Annotated in this window: 1 protein-coding gene; it reads right to left on the bottom strand. The window is 43.2% G+C overall.

Annotated elements, in window-relative coordinates; all coding sequences use genetic code 11:
* Positions 1-12 precede the first annotated feature (12 nt).
* A partial coding sequence (locus BCV73_RS34680; protein WP_089550506.1) for a CRISPR-associated protein Cas4 occupies positions 13-600 on the bottom strand: 588 nt, incomplete at its 5' end.

The raw sequence follows: 600 nt of genomic DNA, 5'->3' as shown, positions 1-600 counted from the left end.
CATCCTCTCAACTTAATTTTTCGAATTTTGATAACACTCCAGCACAAACGGACAATGCTTACATTGGCTGCCTGGAGTAGGCGGAAACAAAGAAGAAGCCATATCCGGGAATGATTCCAGACAAGACTTCTTCATTTCAATTTCTTCCGCCAAACCACGCGCCCATTCTCTAGCTTCATTGGCATCAGACTCGTTATATACAAACGATTCTGCTTTCCTGAAGCGTAGAAAGTACAATGTCCCCATGACTTGCCGGAGTCCTCTCATTTTCATAATTGCCCAAGCATATAATGCAAGCTGCCTTGTATCATTTGCTCGGTACGGCCGCCAATTCGATTTCCAATCCCAAAATCGTTCCTCTTCCAGAAGATCAATGTAGCCTTGAAGTTGAATACCGTCTCCAAGTGGAAGTACAAAATGAACTTCCGTTTGTCCCCTGACTTCCGGAGCACGCTGCACCAATGAAGCAATCTCTTCATAAGTCACTTCGGGATGAAAATCTGATTCAATAATTGCCTCTATAATGGCTTCATGCTCAGATACTCCATTGATCTTTAGCTCAATCGCTTTATGAACTGCTTTTCCAAGAGCTAGTGGTTT

Origin of the sequence: Paenibacillus sp. SSG-1 (assembly GCF_002224835.1) — a bacterium.
Classification (GTDB): Bacteria; Bacillota; Bacilli; order Paenibacillales; family Paenibacillaceae; genus Paenibacillus_AQ; species Paenibacillus_AQ favisporus.
The sequence above is the reverse complement of the archived record's forward strand: the minus strand, read 5'-3'. Positions and strand labels throughout refer to the sequence as shown.